This is a genomic window from Paenibacillus tundrae (assembly GCF_030812775.1).
GTDB classification, from domain to species: Bacteria; Bacillota; Bacilli; order Paenibacillales; family Paenibacillaceae; genus Paenibacillus; species Paenibacillus tundrae_A.
Genome location: NZ_JAUSTI010000003.1, coordinates 302,957 through 325,230 on the forward strand (window position 1 = coordinate 302,957; position 22,274 = coordinate 325,230).

At 45.5% G+C, this 22,274-nt stretch carries 23 protein-coding genes and 1 other annotated feature; of the genes, 21 read left to right on the forward strand and 2 right to left on the reverse strand.

Going from position 1 to position 22,274, the window contains the following annotated elements; genetic code table 11:
- Positions 1 to 66: 66 nt before the first annotated feature.
- The 14 genes from rny (at position 67) to J2T19_RS07225 (ending at position 14,020) form a co-directional block, all read left to right on the forward strand.
- Entirely contained in the window at positions 67 to 1,608 is a 1,542-nt protein-coding gene (gene rny / locus J2T19_RS07160) for a ribonuclease Y (protein ID WP_056700714.1), read from the forward strand.
- Between the two features lie 109 nt (positions 1,609 to 1,717).
- Complete coding sequence (locus J2T19_RS07165) at positions 1,718 to 2,512, forward strand: TIGR00282 family metallophosphoesterase (RefSeq protein WP_128101453.1); 795 nt, start codon at positions 1,718 to 1,720, stop codon at positions 2,510 to 2,512.
- A 117-nt stretch (positions 2,513 to 2,629) separates the two neighbouring features.
- Positions 2,630 to 2,890: a stage V sporulation protein S gene (locus J2T19_RS07170; protein WP_019005392.1), complete on the forward strand. Its 261-nt coding sequence runs from the start codon at positions 2,630 to 2,632 to the stop codon at positions 2,888 to 2,890.
- A gap of 90 nt (positions 2,891 to 2,980) precedes the next feature.
- On the forward strand, positions 2,981 to 3,964 hold the full coding sequence (locus tag J2T19_RS07175) for a dipeptidase (RefSeq protein WP_307214282.1): 984 nt from the start codon (positions 2,981 to 2,983) through the stop codon (positions 3,962 to 3,964).
- A gap of 262 nt (positions 3,965 to 4,226) precedes the next feature.
- Positions 4,227 to 4,799 carry a phosphate propanoyltransferase gene (gene pduL / locus J2T19_RS07180; RefSeq protein WP_017689107.1) on the forward strand — a complete coding sequence of 191 codons (573 nt, stop codon included), beginning with the start codon at positions 4,227 to 4,229 and terminating at the stop codon, positions 4,797 to 4,799.
- A 307-nt stretch (positions 4,800 to 5,106) separates the two neighbouring features.
- A complete protein-coding gene (gene miaB, locus J2T19_RS07185) occupies positions 5,107 to 6,663 on the forward strand; it encodes a tRNA (N6-isopentenyl adenosine(37)-C2)-methylthiotransferase MiaB (protein WP_056700721.1) in 1,557 nt (518 codons plus the stop codon).
- Between the two features lie 314 nt (positions 6,664 to 6,977).
- Complete coding sequence (locus tag J2T19_RS07190) at positions 6,978 to 7,391, forward strand: YlbF/YmcA family competence regulator (protein ID WP_285859217.1); 414 nt, start codon at positions 6,978 to 6,980, stop codon at positions 7,389 to 7,391.
- A gap of 235 nt (positions 7,392 to 7,626) precedes the next feature.
- Positions 7,627 to 8,052 carry a PaaI family thioesterase gene (locus J2T19_RS07195; RefSeq protein WP_056700726.1) on the forward strand — a complete coding sequence of 142 codons (426 nt, stop codon included), beginning with the start codon at positions 7,627 to 7,629 and terminating at the stop codon, positions 8,050 to 8,052.
- Between the two features lie 58 nt (positions 8,053 to 8,110).
- The gene (locus J2T19_RS07200; protein WP_056700728.1) at positions 8,111 to 8,914 is read left to right on the forward strand and encodes an NUDIX hydrolase; all 804 of its coding nucleotides are present in this window, start codon (positions 8,111 to 8,113) and stop codon (positions 8,912 to 8,914) included.
- Positions 8,915 to 8,979: 65 nt separating this feature from the next.
- Positions 8,980 to 9,540, forward strand: a complete 561-nt coding sequence (locus tag J2T19_RS07205) for a cysteine hydrolase family protein (RefSeq protein WP_307214283.1) — start codon at positions 8,980 to 8,982, stop codon at positions 9,538 to 9,540.
- A 185-nt stretch (positions 9,541 to 9,725) separates the two neighbouring features.
- Positions 9,726 to 11,183 carry a nicotinate phosphoribosyltransferase gene (locus tag J2T19_RS07210; protein WP_307214284.1) on the forward strand — a complete coding sequence of 486 codons (1,458 nt, stop codon included), beginning with the start codon at positions 9,726 to 9,728 and terminating at the stop codon, positions 11,181 to 11,183.
- A gap of 374 nt (positions 11,184 to 11,557) precedes the next feature.
- Positions 11,558 to 12,208 carry a hypothetical protein gene (locus J2T19_RS07215; RefSeq protein WP_307214285.1) on the forward strand — a complete coding sequence of 217 codons (651 nt, stop codon included), beginning with the start codon at positions 11,558 to 11,560 and terminating at the stop codon, positions 12,206 to 12,208.
- A 151-nt stretch (positions 12,209 to 12,359) separates the two neighbouring features.
- Positions 12,360 to 13,373: an acrylyl-CoA reductase family protein gene (locus J2T19_RS07220; RefSeq protein WP_307214286.1), complete on the forward strand. Its 1,014-nt coding sequence runs from the start codon at positions 12,360 to 12,362 to the stop codon at positions 13,371 to 13,373.
- A gap of 92 nt (positions 13,374 to 13,465) precedes the next feature.
- Positions 13,466 to 14,020 carry a hypothetical protein gene (locus J2T19_RS07225; protein ID WP_307214287.1) on the forward strand — a complete coding sequence of 185 codons (555 nt, stop codon included), beginning with the start codon at positions 13,466 to 13,468 and terminating at the stop codon, positions 14,018 to 14,020.
- A gap of 104 nt (positions 14,021 to 14,124) precedes the next feature.
- Here the strand turns inward: J2T19_RS07225 and J2T19_RS07230 are convergent, their stop codons facing one another.
- Positions 14,125 to 14,589 carry a MogA/MoaB family molybdenum cofactor biosynthesis protein gene (locus J2T19_RS07230; protein ID WP_307214585.1) on the reverse strand — a complete coding sequence of 155 codons (465 nt, stop codon included), beginning with the start codon at positions 14,587 to 14,589 and terminating at the stop codon, positions 14,125 to 14,127.
- A 387-nt stretch (positions 14,590 to 14,976) separates the two neighbouring features.
- On the opposite strand from J2T19_RS07230, the gene J2T19_RS07235 reads away from it, so the two are divergent.
- The 7 genes from J2T19_RS07235 (at position 14,977) to J2T19_RS07265 (ending at position 21,989) form a co-directional block, all read left to right on the forward strand.
- On the forward strand, positions 14,977 to 16,140 hold the full coding sequence (locus J2T19_RS07235) for a CobW family GTP-binding protein (protein WP_307214288.1): 1,164 nt from the start codon (positions 14,977 to 14,979) through the stop codon (positions 16,138 to 16,140).
- 67 nt (positions 16,141 to 16,207) lie between these two features.
- Entirely contained in the window at positions 16,208 to 16,546 is a 339-nt protein-coding gene (locus tag J2T19_RS07240; RefSeq protein ID WP_307214289.1) for a four-helix bundle copper-binding protein, read from the forward strand.
- A 264-nt stretch (positions 16,547 to 16,810) separates the two neighbouring features.
- Positions 16,811 to 17,095, forward strand: a binding site (T-box leader).
- Between the two features lie 69 nt (positions 17,096 to 17,164).
- Positions 17,165 to 18,892: an arginine--tRNA ligase gene (gene argS / locus J2T19_RS07245; RefSeq protein WP_307214290.1), complete on the forward strand. Its 1,728-nt coding sequence runs from the start codon at positions 17,165 to 17,167 to the stop codon at positions 18,890 to 18,892.
- Positions 18,893 to 18,899: 7 nt separating this feature from the next.
- Positions 18,900 to 19,988, forward strand: a complete 1,089-nt coding sequence (locus tag J2T19_RS07250; protein WP_307214291.1) for an ATP-binding cassette domain-containing protein — start codon at positions 18,900 to 18,902, stop codon at positions 19,986 to 19,988.
- The gene (locus J2T19_RS07255) at positions 19,985 to 20,695 is read left to right on the forward strand and encodes a hypothetical protein (protein WP_307214292.1); all 711 of its coding nucleotides are present in this window, start codon (positions 19,985 to 19,987) and stop codon (positions 20,693 to 20,695) included. Before J2T19_RS07250 ends, J2T19_RS07255 begins: the two co-directional genes overlap by 4 nt.
- The gene (locus J2T19_RS07260) at positions 20,662 to 21,348 is read left to right on the forward strand and encodes a hypothetical protein (RefSeq protein ID WP_307214293.1); all 687 of its coding nucleotides are present in this window, start codon (positions 20,662 to 20,664) and stop codon (positions 21,346 to 21,348) included. The genes J2T19_RS07255 and J2T19_RS07260 overlap by 34 nt, the downstream gene beginning before the upstream one ends.
- Positions 21,349 to 21,380: 32 nt before the next feature.
- A complete protein-coding gene (locus J2T19_RS07265; RefSeq protein ID WP_307214294.1) occupies positions 21,381 to 21,989 on the forward strand; it encodes a YdcF family protein in 609 nt (202 codons plus the stop codon).
- A gap of 110 nt (positions 21,990 to 22,099) precedes the next feature.
- Here J2T19_RS07265 and J2T19_RS07270 read toward each other — a convergent pair whose 3' ends face one another.
- The gene (locus J2T19_RS07270) at positions 22,100 to 22,273 is read right to left on the reverse strand and encodes a hypothetical protein (RefSeq protein WP_239289443.1); all 174 of its coding nucleotides are present in this window, start codon (positions 22,271 to 22,273) and stop codon (positions 22,100 to 22,102) included.
- Position 22,274: the final 1 nt, after the last annotated feature.

A 22,274-nucleotide genomic window follows, 5' to 3' on the forward strand; every position in this document is an offset into this window, starting at 1 on the left:
GTAAGGCTTGAAAACTGAAATTGACCCAAGGAATGCCTTGGAGGAATCAACGAGGAGGTGAACAGTATGTACACTGCAATCATGATCGCTCTCGTTGTAGCCGCGCTATTCATTGGGTTCGGAGTAGGATATTTTATTCGCAAATCTCTTGCAGAGGCTAAAATCTCTAGTGCGGAACAAGCTGCCGTACAAATCGTGGAGAACGCGAAAAAAGAGGCAGAGGCACTGAAGAAAGAAACGGTGCTGGAAGCGAAGGATGAAATTCATCGCATTCGCGCCGAGGCTGAAAAAGACACTCGTGAACGTCGGAACGAAATTCAACGACAAGAAAGACGATTGTTGCAAAAAGAAGAGTCGCTGGATAAAAAGATGGAATCACTCGAACGTAAAGAAGAGCAAGTGGCTAACAAAGAGAAACGTATTGATGAGACACAGCAGCAAATTGAAATGATTTACAAAAACCAAGTGACTGAATTGGAGCGTATATCCAATCTCACTATGGAAGATGCACGCAGTATCATACTGTCCAACGTAGAACAGGAAGTTCGTCACGAGACGGCTCAAATGATCAAGGACATCGAACAGCAGGCGAAAGAAGAGGCGGACAAGAAATCTCGCGAGATTATTACGCTTGCTATCCAACGTTGTGCGGCTGATCACGTTGCCGAAACAACAGTATCTGTTGTGACATTGCCGAATGAAGAAATGAAAGGCCGGATTATCGGTCGTGAAGGACGTAACATCCGTGCGCTTGAAACCCTTACGGGGATTGACCTCATTATCGATGATACGCCAGAAGCAGTTATTCTGTCGGGCTTTGACCCGATCCGTCGTGAGATCGCTCGTACTGCCCTGGAGAAATTGGTGGCAGATGGACGAATCCACCCGGCACGCATTGAAGAGATGGTTGAGAAGTCTCGTAAAGAAGTGGACGAGCGTATCCGTGAGTACGGTGAGCAGGCAACCTTTGAAGTTGGCGTTCATGGATTGCACCCAGACTTGATCAAAATTTTGGGACGACTGAAGTTCCGTACAAGTTATGGTCAAAATGTCTTGAAACATTCTATGGAAGTGGCTTACTTGACTGGGCTGATGGCTGGCGAACTCGGAGAAGACGTAACGCTGGCAAGACGTGCAGGTCTATTGCATGACATCGGTAAAGCGCTGGATCACGAAGTGGAAGGATCACACGTCGAAATTGGCGTGGAACTGGCGAAGAAATACAAAGAACATCCTGTAGTAATTAACAGTATCGCGTCCCATCACGGGGATTGCGAAGCAACTTCGGTTATTGCGATGCTGGTTGGCGCAGCAGATGCGCTCTCTGCAGCAAGACCGGGTGCACGCCGCGAAACACTGGAAACGTATATCAAACGACTGGAGAAATTGGAAGAGATTTCGGAATCGTTCGAAGGTGTCGAGAAATCGTACGCTATCCAAGCTGGACGCGAAGTTCGCGTTATGGTACAGCCTGAGAAGATCGACGATGCTGAAGCATTCCGTCTCGCACGTGACATTACGAAGATGATCGAGAATGAACTCGATTATCCAGGTCACATCAAAGTCACCGTCATTCGGGAAACCCGTGCGGTTGAATACGCAAAATAGAGTATTTTGGGAAAAGTGGCCGCAGTGATGGGCCACTTTTCCTGTTGATAACCAAGTATTTGCAAGTGTCAGAATCTGAAGATTTGTAGGGAATGAAGGAGGCAGTACCATGAAAGTTCTGTTTATTGGTGATATTGTAGGCAACGTTGGACGGAAAGCATTGAAAGAAAATCTTCCGTACCTGAAAAATAAATATAAACCACATGTCATTATTGTTAATGGTGAAAATGCAGCCGCAGGTCGAGGAATTACAGGTGCAATTGCTAACGAATTTTTCAATTGGGGTGTGCATGGAATCACCCTTGGTAACCATACATGGGATAACAAGGATATTTTTGATTTTATAGATGATGAACCACGTATGATTCGCCCAGCGAACTTCCCTCCTGGTACACCAGGAAGAGGCTATACTGTGGTCAAAGGCGAAGGTAAAGAACTGGCCATCGTAAACTTGCAAGGGCGGACTTTCCTACCTGCACTGGACTGCCCGTTCCGTGTAGCTGATGAAATTGTAGATGAGCTACGTCAGGATTATAAATGTATTCTCGTGGACATGCACGCTGAAGCGACTTCAGAAAAAATCGCGATGGGATGGCATCTTGACGGACGTGCGTCTCTTGTCGTAGGTACACATACTCATGTACAGAGTAACGATGATCGCATTTTGCCAGGTGGAACAGCTTATCTGACAGATGCAGGTATGGTTGGACCACGTGATGGTATTCTTGGTATGGAGCGTGAAGCAGTGCTCCGTAAATTCTATACGCAACTGCCTGTGCGCTTTGTCGTAGACGACGGCAAATGGCATTTTCACGGCGTAGTGGTCGAGATTGACGAATCTACAGGTGCAGCAACACGAATTGAAAAAATCCGCCTGACAGAAGACGAGTGGCGCATGGAATAGGGGTAATGTCCCATTTTGCCAGGAAACCCTTCTAAAAAGAAGGAATTTTTTTGCCTCCCGCGAATAACATCTAGTAAGTGGAAACAAACATTCAACATTCCCAGGGAGGTACTTACCATGGAAGTATTAAAAGTTTCAGCAAAGTCCAATCCCAATTCCGTAGCCGGCGCACTTGCAGGAGTTCTTCGTGAACGTGGAAATGCTGAACTGCAGGCCATTGGAGCGGGAGCACTGAACCAAGCCATTAAAGCGGTAGCGATAGCCCGGGGATTTGTAGCACCAAGCGGAGTTGACTTGATTTGTATTCCAGCTTTTACAGACATTGTGATTGACGGTGAGGACCGAACGGCCATTAAGCTGATTGTGGAGCCCAGATAATACATGCATTCTTAGCAAGAACCTGTTTACGAAGTAGACAGGTTTTTTGCGTTCTATTCGCTATATTAGCCTAGAAAAGGGGGAATTCGAATGAAAAAATGGCTCATAGCAGACTATCATTGTGATGTGCTTAGCAAAATGTTGATACAGCCGGGGATTTCCTTTCTAGATGCTCCAGAGCTTGATGTGAACTGGCAACGACTGCAGGCTGGCAACATTGGACTGCAAGCATTTGCTGTATATTTACCCGAAGTGTTGGGCAGAGGTAAGTTTGAACATGTGATGAGCCAGTTGGAAATATACCGTACTAAGGTGGAACGTAATCATGAACGCCCAGAAGGTACACAAAAGTTGTTATGGCGTGAACAGCTCACTCAGGAGGCAGCACAGCCTCATCCATGGGGGTTGCTTACGTTGGAGGGTGTGGATGGGCTGGAGGGAAACCTCTTCTATCTAGAGATCTGTTACCAGATGGGTGTTCGCATTGTGGGTTTAACGTGGAATTATGCCAATTGGGCAGCAGACGGAATTATGGAACAGCGAGGAGCGGGTCTGACTGAGAAAGGCAGACAGTTGGTTCAACGTTGTAATCAGATAGGCATGTTGCTAGACGTGTCACACTTAAGCGAAAAAGGATTTTGGGAACTTGCCGATCTTAGTGAACGTCCTTTTATTGCTTCACACTCCAACAGCTATACGGTATGTCCGAATGTGCGTAATCTTAAGGATGATCAGATTCGTGCGATTATTACACGGGATGGCCGAATAGGACTCACGTTTGTTCCTTGGTTTGTGAAGCAGGAAGGTGATGTTAAGATCGAGCATTTATTGCCACATATTGAACAGATCTGCTCTTTGGGTGGTCAGCATCATTTGATGCTTGGATCTGATTTTGACGGAATTCCTACATATATCGAACAGCTTGAACACGCAGGACACTATCCGAACTTAATCAATACACTATGCAAGCACTACGATGAATCCTTGGTTCGTGGCTGGATCTGGGGAAACGGGGTGAGCTATTTGAGCAAAAATTTGCCTGAAATCGAACCTGTAGGAAAACGTAAAGTTTAAACAAAGTCGTAAGAGGCATGATGATCTGAGAGAAATGTGCGTCTGATTTCGTGCTCGTGCTATAAGATCATGACCATTGATGGAATAGAGTAGGTTTTATCAAACGACAGATTTCCCAAAAACAGGGTTAAATTCAGGTAAAATAAGTGTATTTCATGAATTTTCATCAGTTCGTTTTCATTTCACTGCAAAAAGGAGTATAATACCATTGGATTGTTAAGAGCCTAATGAGGCCATAGATAAACAAGGAGTGAAATTCACAATGAGTAAAACAGTACCTGTGGGCGTATCAGCCCGCCACATTCATGTATCCCAAGAGCACGTTGAAATTTTGTTTGGTAAAGGTTACGAATTGACTGAGTTTAAACCTCTGTCCCAACCTGGACAATATGCTGCTAACGAAACAGTAGCTGTAATTGGTTCCAAAGGACAGTTTGATAAAGTGCGTATCCTTGGTCCAGTTCGCCCTGAAACACAACTGGAAATTTCGATGACGGATTCCTTCGCTATTGGTGTTAAAGCACCTGTACGCGAGTCCGGAAGCATTGAAGGTACACCAGGTATTACAATTAAAGGGCCAGCTGGCGAAGTAACGATCGATAAAGGCGTTATTGTTGCCGCTCGTCACATTCACTTCCATACGTCCGATGCTGCAAAATGGGGCATTGAGGACAAACAAATGCTGAAAGTTCGTCTGGGCGGAGATCGTGGTCTGGTATTGGAAAATGTACTGGCTCGTGTATCTGATTCCTTTGCTTTGGACATGCATATTGACACAGATGAAGCAAATGCAGCTGGCGCACGTAACGGCGATACTGCTGAGATCATCGACTAGTCATTTGTAATATGTCAATTGTGGAGTTGCCTTGGCGCTCCATTCATACAGCAACCCGAGTATACCTTACAGCTGGATCATCCAGTGGGGCTCGGGTTTTTTGTTGCATTTGAAGCTCGGACGGGACACTCATTCGTCATCCGTTAGAGGAGAAGGTGCGTGCGCTTTGCATGTGGAACTAGAGCCCAATACATGTTATAATTTACTGTAATGCTCTTTTGAATTATGGAGTATAAAGCTTATATGCGACCTAGAGATGAACTAACGAATTTTTATTAATAGAGGCTGTAAGGAGTGACCGAAGGAAATGGCTAAAGACTCAAAAAAGGATTACTCCCAATATTTTGATTTCTCCGATGCCAAAGTAATTTCGCAAGATGAATTCAGCAAAAAGATTCGAATTCGGGGCCGGGACATCAATATCAAATCGGAGCCGAATCATCGTCAGGAGAAACAGCGGGGCAAGGAAGACGTACAGGTACTATACGATAACGCCATCCCAGATGAACTGAAAAACATAGGAAAAGGCAAACACTATATCGTATATACGTACGGCTGCCAGATGAACGAGCATGATTCCGAAACGATCAAAGGGTTACTGGAATCCATGGGATACCAGTCCACAGAAGATCGCAAAGAGGCAGACATTATACTACTGAATACATGCGCGATTCGGGAAAACGCGGAAGATAAAGTGTTCGGCGAGCTAGGGCATCTGAAAACGCTCAAACTCGAACGTCCAGGACTATTGCTTGGTGTATGCGGCTGTATGTCTCAGGAAGAAGGCGTCGTTAATCGGATTATGCAAAAGCATGGATTTGTCGATATGATCTTTGGTACGCATAATGTACACCGACTACCACATCTGATTCAGGAAGCTCTGTTCAGCAAAGAGATGGTCGTTGAAGTATGGTCCAAAGAGGGCGACATCATTGAAAATCTGCCGAAAAAACGCGAAGGTATGCGCGGGTGGGTGAATATTATGTACGGCTGCGATAAGTTCTGTACATATTGTATCGTTCCATTTACGCGAGGCAAAGAGCGGAGCAGACGACCAGAAGATGTGATCGCTGAGGTTCGAGAGCTGGCAAGACAGGGTTTCAAAGAGATTACATTACTTGGTCAGAACGTCAATGCTTACGGTAAAGACTTTACGGATCTGAAATACAGCTTCGGTGACTTGATGGATGACATTCGCAAGATTGATATTCCACGGGTACGTTTCACAACCAGTCATCCACGTGACTTTGATGATCGCCTGATCGAGGTGTTAGCCAAAGGTGGAAACTTGGTTGAGCATATTCATCTTCCAGTGCAATCAGGGAGTACAGAAGTGCTCAAACGTATGAGTCGGAAGTATAATCGGGAACACTATCTGCAGCTTGCAAACAAAATTAAAACAGCCATTCCGGATGTCGTATTGACTACTGACATTATCGTTGGTTTCCCGGGAGAAACGGATGAGCAGTTTGAAGATACATTGTCACTCGTTCGGGAAGTCGGTTATGACTTCGCATATACCTTTATCTACTCTCCGCGTGAGGGTACACCTGCAGCGGTGATGGAGGATAATGTACCGATGGAAGTGAAAAAGGAACGTCTGAAACGGTTGAATGAAACGATCAACGAGTATAGCCAGAGCAGCAATGAGAAACAGCGTGGCAAAGTGGTAGAAGTTCTCGTTGAAGGGGAAAGTAAACGGAATTCGAATGTTCTGGCAGGACGGACGCGCAGCAATAAATTGGTTCATTTTGAAGGATCCAAGGATTTGATCGGTACATTCGTACATGTGGAGATCACAGATCCGATGACGTTCTATATTCGCGGTAACCTGCTCAACGAGCCAGTAGCTGCCAACCAGTAATATAAACAATATCAGTACCCACAACCCAATAAGATAGTTTTAGGTTTTTATATGTCTCGGACTACAGCAAAAGTAGCGGAGGGAACGGAATCGATTCTGTAGAAGCGAAGCGCTCGCCTTTGTCACTGTATTTTACCCTTTGAACAATTCAATCAAAAAATACATGGACAACAGCGATCAAAAGAACGATCCGTGCCCGTAGCGGTCTTGGAGCGATCGTCTGAATCATATTCACCAAAGAACCATCTTATATTATCTCATAGAATGGAGCGATTTCAGTGGCGCAGGAGCAAGTGCAGTACAACCATTATGGTATGCCGACCTACGATACGCGCAATCTGGTCATACGCGACGATATTATGGGAAAAGCCAAAGAATTGGCGGATATGCTTGGAACCAGCGAGGAAGTTAAGCAGTTTCAACAGGCAGAATCCAAAATTCGCGACCATGAGCGCATTCAGCAGTTGATTGCAACGATTAAGAAGAAGCAAAAAGAGATTGTTGCCTTCGAAAGTTTCAAAAATGCTGATATGGTAAACAAGATCGAACAAGAAATTACCGATTTGCAGGATGAACTGGACAGCATTCCATTGGTAACTGAATTCCAGCAGAGCCAGAGTGATATTAACTATCTGCTTCAGCTTGTCATTTCTGTTATTCGGGATACAGTCTCAGAGAAAGTAAATGTAGAAGCTGGCACGGATTCACCTCCGACGAGCTGCGGTTAAGTTGTAGAAGGGTGCGGACGCAGTCCGCGCCTTTTTGATGTATAGTATGTGTGTTCAATTTCGGAACAGCCTCTTATAGGACGAAGCAGGGAACAGACTCGAATGTAATTAGATATTATATTGAGAGGCTCCACTTCGTGGGGTTATTTTGTGTGAGTTCAAGCTGCAGAAGATTCACTAAAACACAGGACATCAAGAGCGATATACATCAAAGAGAATAAAGGGGAAATCAATAATGAGTATTTTGGACAAAATGGTTGAAGAGGGCGAGGAGCGCTTCTGGGGCTTCCTGGGCTGCCGATATATTAAAGGTGATGAAAAAGAAGTGCAAATTGGACTCACTGCAGGTGAGCACCATACCAATTCTATGGGTATTATCCACGGAGGTGTGCTGACATCTCTGATGGATCAGGCGATGGGAATGGTGGCAACCGCTGCAATGGCAGTGGACAGTTGTGTAACTACGAATCTGAATGTACATTTTCTAGCTCCGATGAAACAAGGGGAATTAATGGTGACCTCGACGGTACTGCATCAAGCAGGACGCAGCGTTACAGCACAATCTGAGGTTCGAGACGCTACCGGTACACTCGGTTGTATGGCAACAGCGACATTCCGTATTGCAGGGGTTAGAAAGCAAACTACTGAATCCAAAGGTTGACAAAAGATTTTATTACGTCATAATGAGATTATCAAATTGAAAATAGTCGGTGGTGCCCATGAGCGAAAACTACGAACACTTAAATGCTGATAGCGATGAACAAGCGGCTCGTGCATATAGTTCCAAGAAATATCGTACTCCCGATGGCGTGCCAGCGGATATCGTCATGTTCACCTTGACCAAACGAGAGCGGAAGACGGTCACGAAGACCCTTCCTATTCGGGAACTCAAGGTTATGCTTATTAAACGCAAAGGATGGCCTTTTGCGGGAAGATGGGCTCTGCCGGGTGGATTTTGTCAAGAGAACGAGTCAATCTACGATGCTGCAAAGCGGGAACTGATGGAGGAAACAGGCGTGGATGGTGGACATTTAGAATATCTGAATGTATATAGTCAACCGGGGCGTGATCCACGGGGCTGGATTATTTCACATGCGTTCTTTGCACTGGTGGAGGAATGGATGCTGGAACACCGCCAGGCTGCAGACGATGCAGAAGATGTTGGACTCTTTACGATTCAAGAAGCGCTCGAGGAGCTTGAGCTTGCGTTTGATCATCGAACCATTATAGAGGATGCGTATCGCCGGATTCAGCAACAAATGCTGGAAACGACGATTGCACGCCAGTTCCTTCCACGTGATTTTACGTTAAGTGAATTATACCAGGTCATTCAGAGTGTTGTCCCTGATTTTGAAGAACCGAATTTCATTCGTAAGATTACTTCAACGCGTAGTCGTAAAGGGATCGTAGAAGAAGTAAGAGATGAAGAGGGCAACCTACTCAGTTCCAATCAATATTCACAGCGTCCGGCGCAGCTCTATCGTTTCACAGAACTTGTGCCTCGCTTATCCATTTATACCTAAATGGCCAAGTTAACTTAGGATTGAATCAGGCTTAGACTATTCTCAAAATAAAGGGAGTGCAGACGATGAAAGCATTGATTGTCATCGATTTTACCCGAGATTTTGTGACAGGCGCTTTGCCTGTTGGTGAGCCGGCAGTTGAGATTGAAGAGACTGTAGCTGCAATTACTGAGAATTACTGTGATCATAAGCATGAAGTCATTATGGCTGTAGATTTGCACGAACAGAATGATCCGTACCATCCGGAAACTACACTTTTTCCGCCTCATAACATTAGGGATACAGAGGGAAGGCTACTATATGGAAGCTTAGCCCAAGTGATGGAGGATCGCAAAGAGCATATTCGTTGGATGGATAAGACGAGATATAGTGCCTTCTGTGGAACAGATCTGGAGCTTCGGCTCAGGGAACGCGGAATTACAGATATTGCACTGATAGGTGTGTGTACCGATATATGTGTATTACATACAGCGGTGGATGCCTACAACAAAGGCTTTCACATCACGGTGTATGAGGATGCTGTGGCCAGTTTTAATGCTGCTGGACATGAGTGGGCACTAGAACATTTCCGTTCGAGTCTAGGGGCTCAAGTCGTGAAAGCAAGAGAGACTATTCTTAAACAGTAGCTTACTGAACCCTGCGAGCTGTTAGATTGGCTTTAAATATGGTGAATCAAATAAACCGGAGACTTTTTTTGGATTCACAACGACTTGGTTAATGTTATGTAATCATGAAGAGAGTCTCCACATGGTAACCTGTGTTCACAGGTAATGCCTATGAACATGAGCGGAAGTCAGAGAGGATGAGACAAATGCAGACGACTAGCCTGGCTTTACATACAGATAAATATCAGATCAATATGATGTATGCCCACTGGGTGAATGGAACTCACAAGCGAAAAGCAGTGTTTGAAGCGTATTTCCGCAAACTTCCGTTTGGAAACGGATATGCTGTTTTTGCCGGATTGGAACGCATTGTGAATTACATCAGCCAACTTCGCTTTAACATGGACGACATCAAGTATTTATCGAAACAAGAGGAAAATTACGATCCTGTCTTTCTGGAAGAATTGCTCCAGTTTTCATTTCAGGGCACAATTCATTCGATGAAGGAAGGGGCAATCGTATTCCCTGATGAACCGCTTATTCGGGTAGAAGGCTCTATTATGGAGACGCAACTTGTGGAGACGGCGATACTTAACTTCATGAATTATCAAACGTTGATTGCTACAAAGGCATCGCGAATCAAGCAAGTAGCAAGCCAAGATACCTTGCTCGAATTCGGAACAAGACGTGCACAGGAAGCGGATGCGGCGATCTGGGGAGCACGTGCGTCTTACGTTGCTGGGTTCCATGCCACATCTAATATGCTGGCAGGAGAGCGTTTTGGAATCCCAACAGCGGGAACACATGCGCATTCTTGGGTACAGAGCTTCATGAGCGAGCAGGAGGCCTTTGACGTGTATGCTAAAGTATTACCTGATCAGGTAACCTTGCTGGTAGATACGTTTGATACGCTAAATAGCGGTGTACCTCATGCGATCAAAACAGCGAAAATGCTGGAGAGTCAGGGCAAAAGGATGAATGCGATTCGTCTGGATAGTGGTGACTTGGCATATCTATCCATTCAAGCACGTCAAATGCTGGATGAAGCAGGTCTGGATTATGTGAAGATAGTAGCTTCCAACGATTTGGACGAAAATACAATCTTCAACCTTAAGGCTCAGGGAGCACGTATTGACACTTGGGGCGTCGGTACACAGCTGATTACGGCTTCTGACCAGCCTTCTCTAGGCGGCGTATATAAGCTGGTAGAACGTGAAGTTGATGGTGGTGAGATGCTACCTACGCTTAAAATATCAGCCAATCCTGAAAAAGTGTCTACGCCAGGTAAAAAGGAAGTGTTCCGGATCATTGATCCGAAACATGGCAAAGCAATCGCGGACTATATCTGTTATCCGGGTGAAGAGCAGCCATTGCAGGGTGGGCCGCTCAAGCTGTTCAACCCGCTACACCCTTATCTAAAGAAAACGGTAACCCGCTACGAAGCGATTAACATGCTAGAGCCTATCTTCGTGAATGGACGCAAAGTATACGAGTTACCAACCTTAGATGAGATCCGCAGCTACCATCGGGAACAGATGAATCTGTTCTGGCCAGAATATCAGCGGAAGCTCAATCCAGAGATTTACCGTGTGAACATCAGCCCGGCAGCTTGGAATATGAAACAGAAGCTGATTGCAGAGCATGTTCAATTCACAGAAGAATAGCGCCTAATCATAGAGTAAGGCATAACCGGGGAGTTGCTCGGCTTATGCCTTTTTTTCATCTGCGTGTCTTTCCTTGGTAGTTTGGCGAGCGTGGTATTGAACCTAAGTGGTTATGACTTTCATCGAAGTTGTGTGATTCATCATGGACAAGAGATCAGATGATTACGCTATACTACGTGTAACGGAAACTGATGTTAAGCGGAAATGGCATCATTATTTCTCGGGAAAGCGCAGGAGACGCCAAATCTTGCAATCGATTAGTTCTTAGTTCGACATAGCGTACCTCTTTTTACCAAATAACTTCACCGATTAGCCGCTGGATTGCTGTTTCAAGCAAAGATTCGTGGGGGATGAAAGATAGAGGAGGTGTACATATGAGATGGTTTTTAGGATTAATATGGGTGGTTTTTATCATCTATGCTTGGTTATGGGCACCAGGACAGCCACCTGGCGATGACCCCATATTTGGAGAATTGATTACGATGCAGAGCAGGGAGCCGTGGCTACTTGTCGTATTTTCGTGGCTGGGGATATTCCCCGCGATCTATGCTTGCTTATTATTACGGACATCACCTCAAGAGCGAGGTAGTCGCTTTCCGGCATGGCCGTTCGTTATACTATCATTTGGATTGGGAGCATTTGCGTTGTTACCTTATTTCGCGTGGATCTCAGCACATAAGTTAACTCCAGCTAACACAAGCTTATCCTTCGGCAGTGATCGTAAGTCAGGTATTCGTCGATTGGTAGGAAATAAGTTAACGCATGGGATTTTGCTGTTATTGACCCTCGGGACGTTCTTTTATGGACTGACACAGGGGAATGTCGAAGCATATGTGGAAGCATTCAGCCAATCCTCGTTTGTACACATTATGACTATTGATTTTGTCATACTGTCCCTGCTATCTGTGCTTGCCATATATAGAGATGCCGTAATTAGTAGACGTTCACAGGCTTGGGCTTGGATCGGTCTTGTTCCACTAGTCGGGCCGTTAGTATACCTTTTAACGAGTAGCAGACAGAATTAAGCAGTAAAGTGATATAAGGGCATCGCTACCCGGAAAAACGAAACTTATGAATTATGGTGATGAATAATTCACTACATGAAATTCGTTTTCCTTAGCTGTTTCCGAAATGAGTTGCTTCTAAAAATACAAAAAACAATAGGAGACGATAACGATGGAGAACACTTTTCCAGCATACGTAGTTCGAAAAGAACAAGATGGGGAGGTCAAGGCTTCCATAGAACAGCTTAGAAAAGAGGATTTGCCTAACGGAGACGTTACACTACAGGTTCAATACTCTAGTGTCAATTATAAGGATGGACTTGCTACGATTGAAAAAGGAGGCGTTGTGCGTGAATATCCTATCGTGCCGGGCATAGACCTGGCCGGAACTGTGGAGGAATCTGTGAGCGGGCGATTTGCCCCAGGTGACCGTGTAATTAGTACGGGGTATGAGCCGGGAGTATCTCACTTTGGTGGCTATAGCCGGTATGCACGTCTTCGTAGTGAATGGCTGGTTCCACTGCCACCAGGTCTCAGTGAAAAAGAAGCCATGGCGATTGGAACAGCAGGTTTTACCGCAGCACTTTCTGTCGATGCCCTGGTTCAAGCGGGTGTAACCCCTGAGATGGGCAAAATTTTGGTGACAGGTGCAACGGGTGGTGTGGGGAGCATGGCAATAGCCATCCTAGCAAAGCTAGGATATGAGGTGACTGCCAGCACAGGCAAAAAGGATAAGCAAGAGCAGCTGCTTCGAGATTTAGGTGCTTCACACATCATTTCACGAGAAGAAGCAGACACGCCAGCTAAAGGAACACTCGGTAAACAATTGTGGGCAGGTGTGGTTGATCCTGTTGGAGGCTCAGCGCTGGCTGAACGGTTAAAACAGATCCAGTACGGGGGAGTGGTCGCTGTTTCGGGATTAACCGGGGGGACAGCATTTGAGTCGACGGTGCTTCCATTTATTTTACGAGGCATTCAGCTCATAGGTATTGATTCGGTATATTGCCCTATGGAACGTCGGGAACGTTTATGGAAGCTGCTTGGTGGTGAGTGGAAGCCAGATCGTGCACTTGAACTAGGCATTCAAGAGATTACATGGGATCAGTTGCCTCAGACATTGGGAGCGATTTTACAAGGAGAAGCTGTTGGGCGCACGGTTGTAAATACAATGGAGACATCAATTTAATTATTGAAGTCATGGAATAAGATTTGATTCTCTTAGACATGCTAACTCTACCATACGATCTCACAGCATCGTGACGGAAGGGAAGAGATAGCATGGATACTACAACTCAAGATCGATTACCTAAAATGAAGCCATATGCACTTGCACGAACAGGCCTCATGTTAGCATTAAGCATTTTGTTGCTCATAGGTTGCTCTTCATCCTCCACTTCACAGGAGGTTAAAATCTATTCCGGGCAAGCTACAAACGAAGGGAATATCCGCGCACAATCGCAGGGGCATGGTCTGAACGGAGCTTTTATTCAAGAGTTGGATAGGGCGTTCAACGAAAAAGGCATAAAGCTGATGAATAACATGTCTGCTGATGACGGTGAGGGTGGAATTACGTACATGTATCTGCTAAACGGAAGTGGAAGGCATGTTGTAAAAGTTCATATTTTTGGCGATGATCATACGCGGACACTTCGCATGAAAGAAATGTATGGCAACGCTGAGGATCAGGCTGTATTGCAGAATGTATTAGGCAAAACATCGATTCTTAGTAAAGGCTATGTATCTATGGTCTACACTGCTTCAGGTGGGCAAAAAGATGTCTATGAGGATGAAGTGTTGCAGGTGTTCGATCATATGTTATATAAGTTAGACTAAAATATGACTGTCTTCCTCGTTTCCGTGTGAACATTACGTTGGATTGACCGCACATAGCTCGAATGACGTAATTAAAATAAAACAATGGAAACCCGTCTGAGCGCTCAGACGGGTTTGTATATTTCTCGCATCACATGTCGTAACTCAGGCAAAATAAGCTTTTCCATAGCCAGCTTGACGGCTCCTCTGGAACCGGGCATAGAGAACACGGCTGTACGTCCAATCGTTCCTGCCACGGCACGGCTAAGAATAGCTGCAGATCCAATATCCTCCGTATAACTAAGGAAGCGGAAGATCTCACCGAATCCCGGCAACTCCTTATCTAACAATGAAGATACAGCCTCATATGTCGTATCCCTGGGTGCAATGCCAGTTCCTCCGCTGAGCAGCACTGCTTCTATATCATCGCGAACAGCCGCATCCTGCAGGATTGCTCGAATCTGATCAGATTCGTCGGGTGTGATGATGTAGTCGATAACTTGGTAGCCTGCTTCAGATAAGAGCTGATGCATAAGCTGACCGCTAGTATCCGTATCCTTCGTTCGAGTATCCGAGACCGTAACAATCATACATGAAACCGTGTTAGGGGCTTCCTGGCGATGTTGTTCCACTGAATTAATCACCTTAAACAATCCTCCTCATATCATGTCTCCATAGCATAGACCATCGAGCGAAATCAGGCAATGCGAAGAGTACAGGGGTACGTACATATTGCAAAGCGAATCCTACTTGGTGTACACTCGCTAGGGCGTGTCTGAAAACTCCGAAGGAGCAGATTTTGCCGAATTTTCGTTCCAAGCAAGGAAGTTTTCCGCAGGCGTGCCGGGGCACGTCAAGGGAAAGTGACGCAGCAGGGGGCGAAAAGGCGGTGAAAGATGCACTTCAGTGAGTTGTCAGACATGTCCTAGGGTAGAAATTGATCAGATTCAATGGTCAGGCTAAAGAGGTGTATAACGATGAATGAAACGCTTGTAAAAGATCAATCCATCCCTGTATATATATTGTCAGGCTTTCTGGGAAGCGGTAAAACCACGCTGCTCGTTCAACTGATCGAACATTGGCAGCAACAAGGATTACGCCCTGCTGTGGTCATGAATGAGTTAGGTGAAGTGAATTTAGATGGACAAGTTGTGGATTCTTCTGTTCCGATGACCGAAATGCTCGGTGGATGTATATGCTGTACGGTACGCGGAGACTTAGGACTACAGCTTGCAGAGCTGATACAGACAGAATCTCCTGATGTTATCATTATCGAGGCAACGGGAGCAGCCAATCCGATGGAGATTCTTGATGCTGTAACGGAAACGTCACTGTACATGCGCTTAGAGTTGACAAGCTTAATTACTGTAGTAGATGCTGCGCATTTGTCTGGATTATACCTTGAACAGAAAGGTCAGACATACAAGCTGATGCAAGAACAGATTCGCTGTGCGTCTGTATTACTATTGAACAAAATAGATCGTGTAAACGAGCAGGAACTGGACAGCTTGAAGCAATTACTCGCGAAATGGAATGCCTTTGCTCCGGTCATCCCAACCGTTAAATGTGAGGTCGATCTAGATATGTTGCTTCAAAGTGGCGTTGCTGTCCACGGAAGTGCATCACGTAGTGACTCAGAGCAGCACCCCAGTGAAGGACAACATGTCCATACGGAAGCCTGTGCAGTACATGGATGTAACCACCATGGACAGTATAAATCATCGCCGGCTAATCGGGTAGGGCATGATCACTCACATGAGAATTCCGATGATTCTCACGGTGATCACTCCCATGATCAGAATGATGAACATAATCAGGGGATGAATCATCAGCCTCATCCGCATGCTTCACATGAACATGTGATGGTATACACACATTATTTCAGTGCGCCGGTAAATAGTGAAGCATTTGAATCCTTTGTGTCACAATTGCCAAGGGATGTGTATCGTGCTAAGGGAATTTTGACTTTTAGTGATACAGCCAGCCGATTTTGGTTCCAGTATGCTTATCGTGAGTCGGACTACATGAAAATCACACCTCAGGGCGATGTGCCCAATGTTGCGGTGTTCATCGGGGAGCATTTTGATCAAACCATTATCCGAAACCAGTTATTGGCACTCGAAGCGGTAAAAACAGGGTAATGATTCAAGGTTCCTCCAGGCTGGTTATTAAGAAGCATAGGAAACTTTGCCTGGGAGGTAACTTTAAATGACACAACAACAAATTCAACAATGTATTGATGCTTGCCTGGAGTCGATGAATGCTTGCAACGTATGTTACATATCAAGCTTGAAAGAATATGATTTAGCCATGTTGCGTGATTGCATTCGATTGAGTCGAGAATGTGCGGAGATCTGTGGCTTTGCTGCACAAGCGATGACACGCGGAAGTGATTTTATCGCTGAGATTTGCGATTTATGTGTAAAAGCATGTGAAGCCTGCGCGGCGGAATGTGAGAAGCATAGACATGATCATTGCCAAGCCTGCGCTGAAGCTTGCCGTAAATGTGCAGAGGCGTGCCGCATAATGGCGTTAGTCGTGGCATAATGGTATATAAATAAATAACAGACTAGCCTAGTCCCCTTAAAGCAAATGACGTTTGCTGAGCATCTACGCAGATGAAAACGTTATCTCTTAAGGGGATTTTCTAATGAGAAACGTTGAAGTTTGTAGACTCATTTTGCATCTAGTATACATCTAGAGCATAGGTCGTGCGAAATTGAACAACGAAGATAAAGTATGGAAAGTAAGGTTTACCAGTTGCCAAAGCAGATCTCAGTCTGTATAATGATGGCAATGAATTGAAACTTACCAATATCTGTGATCAGGAGAGTAACCAGACCCATACATGACAGCGAGCCGGAGCGGGTGGAAGCCGGTATGAAATGATCTGTGTGAAACGCACCTGTGAGATGGTTGTCCGAAGTGATGTTTACATGTCTGCAGTATTGTAACTCATCAGTGTGAGGGTAATCCGGCATGCGACCGTTAATCGTACCGAGCGGAACAGTAGTAGGGCGAATCATTCCTGTACCTAGATACTGTTCACTTAGAGTGGTACCGCGGGAACTGTGAATAATAGCTCTCGTCTCTTGTTATAGGAGACGAGGGCTTTTTTTGTTTTGTAATTTACGTATATTTATTAAAGATCAAGGAGTGTTTTATATGTTGAAAAAGCAGGCTGCTTCACTTATCGCCCCCTTAGCAGGGCTTAAAGAAGCAGAGGTGTTCAAGCTTTTGGAAGTACCGCCGCAACAGGAGATGGGGGATATTGCGTTTCCGTGTTTTGTGTTAGCTAAGTCGTTAAAAAAGGCTCCCGTAGCCATCGCAACGGAGATTGCGAGTGCATTGCAATCGGATATTCTGGAGGCTGTTCCAGCAGGGCCGTATGTCAACATCCGATTTAGACGTGAGAAGCTGGCAGCGGAGCTGCTGCAGGAGTTGGGGCAGCCTGGATTTGGCAAACTTGAGGAAGGTAATGCTGCTCGTGTTGTGATTGATATGTCCTCTCCCAATATTGCCAAACCGTTTGGCGTCGGACATCTGCGTTCAACGGTCATTGGAGCTGCGTTATATCGTCTGTATAATGAAGCGGGTTATACCGCGGTGAGTGTTAATCATCTGGGGGACTGGGGTACCCAGTTTGGCAAACAGATTGCGGCTTACAAACGGTGGGGAAACGATGCTGCACTACAGGCAGAACCAATCCGCACTTCGCTTGAATTATATGTTCGTTTTCACGATGAGGCTGAACATGATCCCTCTTTGGAGGTTGAGGCAAGAGAATGGTTCCGCAAGCTTGAGCAAGGGGATGAAGAAGCTAAGCAACTATGGGCTTTTTTCGTTGAAGTAAGCATGAAGGAATTCGATCGAATGTATGAGCGTTTAAACGTTCAGTTTGACCACACGCTTGGTGAGAGCTTTTACAACGATAAGATGGGTGCAGTCGTAGATGAACTCCGAGCGAAAGGTTTGCTGGAAGAGAGTGATGGAGCACTTGTGGTGCGCCTGGAAGAAGAGAATATGCCACCTTGCTTAATTATCAAAAAAGATGGAACAACGATCTATCCAACAAGGGACTTAGCCACGGCAATATATCGGCATGATGTCATGAAAGCAGACAAGATGTTGTATGTGGTTGGAGGTGAGCAGAAGCTGCACTTCAATCAGGTGTTTGCGGTGTTATCCCGGATGGGTCATGACTGGTCTGCAAATTGTGAGCATATCCCGTTTGGTCTCATGCGTTTCGAAGGTCGGAAAATGTCTACTCGTCGTGGTAAGGTCGTCTTTTTACAAGAAGTATTGGACGAAGCGGTCTCCCGTGCAATGCAGATCATACAGGAGAAGAACCCCAACTTACCTAATCCGCAGGAGGTTGCGGAGGCAGTGGGTGTAGGGGCAATCGTATTTGGAGATCTAAGCAATAATCGTCTGAATGATATCGATTTCTCTTTGGAAGATGCGGTGAGCTTTGAAGGTGAGACGGGTCCATATGTGCAATATGCCTATGCTCGAATCAAAAGTGTGCTGGCTAAGGCGAGAGAAGTTGCCGAAACGGAGAAAGATCTTGAAGAGAAACTAACAGCAATTGATCACGAGAGCAACAGTACGAAGCAGAAAGTAACCACGAGTGAACCAACTTGGGCGTTGTTAAAACTGCTGGCTAATTATCCTGAATTTTTGAGCAAAGCCGTGCAACGCAATGAGCCTTCCGTCATTGCCAAATATGCAATTGATGTTGCACAGGCATTTAACCGGTTCTATCATGCAGAACGAATCGCAGACGCGCCACTCGAAGAAAGAGCTTTCCGGTTAGCGTTAACGGAACGTACGGCTGAACGTTTGGCACACAGTTTGAACTTACTCGGTGTAAAAGCACCAGAACGGATGTGATAACTTGGTGGGTTGGAGGACAAATACACGTTCTAAGAACACAACCAACGTAGAGGAGAAGCAGACATATCATTCAGGAGCCGAAGGGATTCTGCTTCAACAGGTATGCAAACGTCTGGGCTCAGTTCAGGTGTTGCGTGAAATCAGTTTCCATGTAGCTGTAGGGGAGTGTGCGGTGTTAGTTGGTAGAAATGGCTCAGGCAAAAGCTCACTCCTACGAATGTTAGCAGGAATGATCCTACCGAATTCAGGAAGCATGCAATCTTCCTTTAAGGGGCGAACAATGCTCGCCATTGATGGGCTACCGAAGCTCCCCTTTACGGCTAAAGAGTACCTTATGACAATGGGAAGGATTCATGGCATTCGCTCCACTGTGCTAGAGCAGCGCATCAAACAATGGAGCGAACGATTATTCCTGGATGCAGCGATTGATCAGCAGCTCCCTCTGTTGTCTAAGGGCACCCTTCAGAAGGTGAACTTAATTCAATCCCTGCTGCCAGGTCCAGGTGGGCTGATCTTGCTGGATGAACCGTTGTCCGGCCTGGACCATGCGGCACAGGAAGCCATCGTATCACTGTTACAACAATGGAAAGAGCAAGGAACAACGATTATAACGGCTTGTCATGAGCCCTTAATCATAGAACGTATGGCAGATCATGTGATCGTTCTGCAACACGGACAAATTCTTCGTCATTGGAGACAATCCGATTTGGCATGCATTGGTGAGCCTGACATGCGAATCCAGAGTTTCATGAGCCATGCGGTAGATTCGGGACAAGTAGATCAGATAGCGAACACTACTGGACAACTAGGTGTTCGATCTGTTCATAGCTCTCGTGCAGAACGACATGAGGATATCGAACATAACGAATGGGTGTGGGATTGGAGAGTAAGTCGCAGCTCTGCAGACCAGATCATTGCACAGATTGTTGCTTCAGGTGGTTCCATCGTATCTGTTCAGCAGGATAAAAGTTTAATTCAGATGGAACGTTTGTTAGAAGGGGACTCACCTACCCAAGCGATAGCAGACGAAAAGGATACTTCATCTCTTGATGCTCCATCTGCTGCATCTGTTGTTAAGGAGGATGCTCAATGATGTATTTAATCAAGTACTTGTTGCAACAGAACATTCGTTCACAGAAATATCTCGCACCTGTCGTGTTTTATACGATCGTTATGTTGCTTATATACTCATATAAACCTAATCCAGTAGCGGATAGTTATGGGGTAACAGCCATGCTGCTCTTTTTTGGATCAGCCTGGTTAGGTTTGACCGTTATGAACGCCGAACCCCCGGGTCAGATTCAATTATTGGTGCTTCATGCAGGAAGTAGACGAAAAGTAGCTATCGGACAATTGATCTGTGCAGCGGTTATGCAATTGGCCATGACCTTGATTACCATTGTATATCCTATCATTACTGGCATGTTTGAGAGGCAGCCGACCACCCATGAATGGATCGTTGCTTGGTGTGGACATCTTGTGTTAGCACTTCTAGGTCTTAGCATCAGTGTTTTCTTTCAGAACGCATACATATCCCGGCTCAGCTGGAGCTTACCCATCTTCATCGTTGTATTACTATCATCATTCGTACAAGTATCATTATCGGAGCGATTACCCGAATCACTTCAATGGATATCGTACATACTACCACCTGCGTTCTACCTTGTTCAAAAGATGATGTTGTTCGATGGGGACGGTTTAGACCAGATTGTTCTGGTCTGCACATGGTCGGCAGTATATGCAATGTTGCTTTTGAGCGCTCATATTTGGCTATCTGGCAGAAGGGATCTACGGAGTTAGAAGCCGTCCTCATCGTTAACTTGAATGTTAGTCCCGGTTTGGTTACGATAGAGGGACATGATGATGGAGTAACATTTACGGAGATGAGGGGGCGCTCGCTTATGCACAACACAGGCATGAAGAATGGTGACATGCTGGACAGCGAACACTCCAGAGAATTGTTTGCTTATTACGGGTTAGCGGTTTATTATGGACAGTCCCTTGAACAGCAGTTGGTTAATCTGATCTTATTAATGAAATTATCGCAGGGTAAAGTGATGACAGATGAAGATCTGGAGGATCTATACGAGCGGAAAATGGGCAGTTCATTGGGACAGCTTATCCACGAAGTTCGCCATCACTTTACGTTCTCGGATGACGAGACCCGGCAATTAAACGAACTATGGCAGCAACGTAATAGTATCGTGCATCATTATTTCAAGGAGCGAATCCATGAGACATTTAGCCCTGAAGGGCGATCAAGGATGATAAGTGAATTAGAGGATTTTAAGAACCGTGCGCAAGAACTGGAAATGACCCTGCAGATTTACACGGCTGCATGGATTGCCCAACTTGGTCTGGATGCGGAGTCTGCCGCAGCATTGCAACGGCTTGAACGTATGCATGAGGAGAGCGTGCATTGTCGTTCAACCGAAGAGGATGAGGCATTGTGACTAGAGGCATGTCAGACAAGATGAAGCCAAAGTTGAAGCGAATAATACTAATTTTCTTGGCATCCATCGTTAGTGGTGGAGTTGTATGGGCTTTTATCACGGCTTGGTTAATCACGACGTATAGTGAGCAAGCATCGACACGTATTTCGGATGCGGCTATTATACTTGGCGCAGCAGTGGTAGGGAACGAACCTTCACCGGTATTTCGCGAACGTATTGAACACGCCATATTGTTGTATCATCAGGGTGCAGTAAGTCAATTGCTGTTCACTGGTGGTGCAGGCAGTGTGGATCAACGTTCGGAAGCTGAGGTTGGACGTGATTATGCCATAGCACATGGAGTGAATCCAGTAGATATTCGGCTTGAGACACAATCGCGCATTACTGAGGAGAACTTTAAGTATTCAATCGGTGTCGGAGAGCAAGCAGGTTTCCACACGTATACGATTGTAAGTGATCCGTTACATATGAAACGAGCGATGATGTTGGCTAACGGTTTGGGCATGGATGTTGTACCTTCTCCAACACTTACGACAGCCTACCAGACGTGGCGCAGCAAGCTTCCTTTTCTATTGCGAGAGACGATTCTATACATGGGATATGCATGCAAAAGTTGGATAGACAATCCGCAGCAGCCATAAGGCTTTTGCGGATTTTTGTGTTCGTTTATATAGGCATACACAGCCATTAAACTGCAAAGGCTCCGTTCGTGTTTATTTAGATGAAGGATCACATGTGAATAGAAATTGCATTAAGTTCCAGGATAATTAATTGCCGCACTGATCAGGGCTGCTACGCTAAACCCGATGAGCCACCATGGCCAACGAACCTTACGTTGTCTTCGAGTAGCTTGGTTTAAACCTACAAGTCCAGACAACAATACGATGATAGCTAAGGAAGTACCTACAATCCAACCGATGCTCATA